Source organism: Shinella sp. (assembly GCF_052438155.1).
Lineage (GTDB): Bacteria > Pseudomonadota > Alphaproteobacteria > Rhizobiales > Rhizobiaceae > Shinella.
This window is the reverse complement of the sequence record NZ_JBQVPI010000080.1, coordinates 1-311: the sequence shown is the minus strand read 5'-3', so window position 1 is coordinate 311 and position 311 is coordinate 1. Positions and strand designations below refer to the sequence as shown.

Annotated in this window: 1 pseudogene; it reads right to left on the bottom strand. The window is 58.5% G+C overall.

The features are described 5' to 3' along the window. Positions 1–6 precede the first annotated feature (6 nt). Positions 7–311 (bottom strand): annotated as a pseudogene (locus tag ACT6VE_RS34385) (His-Xaa-Ser system-associated MauG-like protein); the annotation flags it as partial.

The window sequence follows — 311 nt, the reverse complement described above, 5'->3', positions numbered from 1 at the left end:
CCTGCGTTAGCGATGCGGTCCAAGGTTTTTCTCGAAATCCAGCATGGCAAGAAACGCTGCTATAGCGCGTACTTCGTCATCAGACAGGCTGGCCGGGAGAGGCTCCCGCGATGCCGGGCCAAGCCGTTCCAGCAGGTCGGCCCGCTCCCGCAACGTCATTTTCCCCGCATCGGCAAAGCGCAGCGGATCAAAATGAGCGATAATTGCATCCTCGAGACGGGCGACCGAACCGGAATGGGAATAAGGTGCGGTTTTCGTGACGTTGAAAAGCGGCGGTGTCCTGAACAGGAAGCGATCGAAAGGGTTGTGGG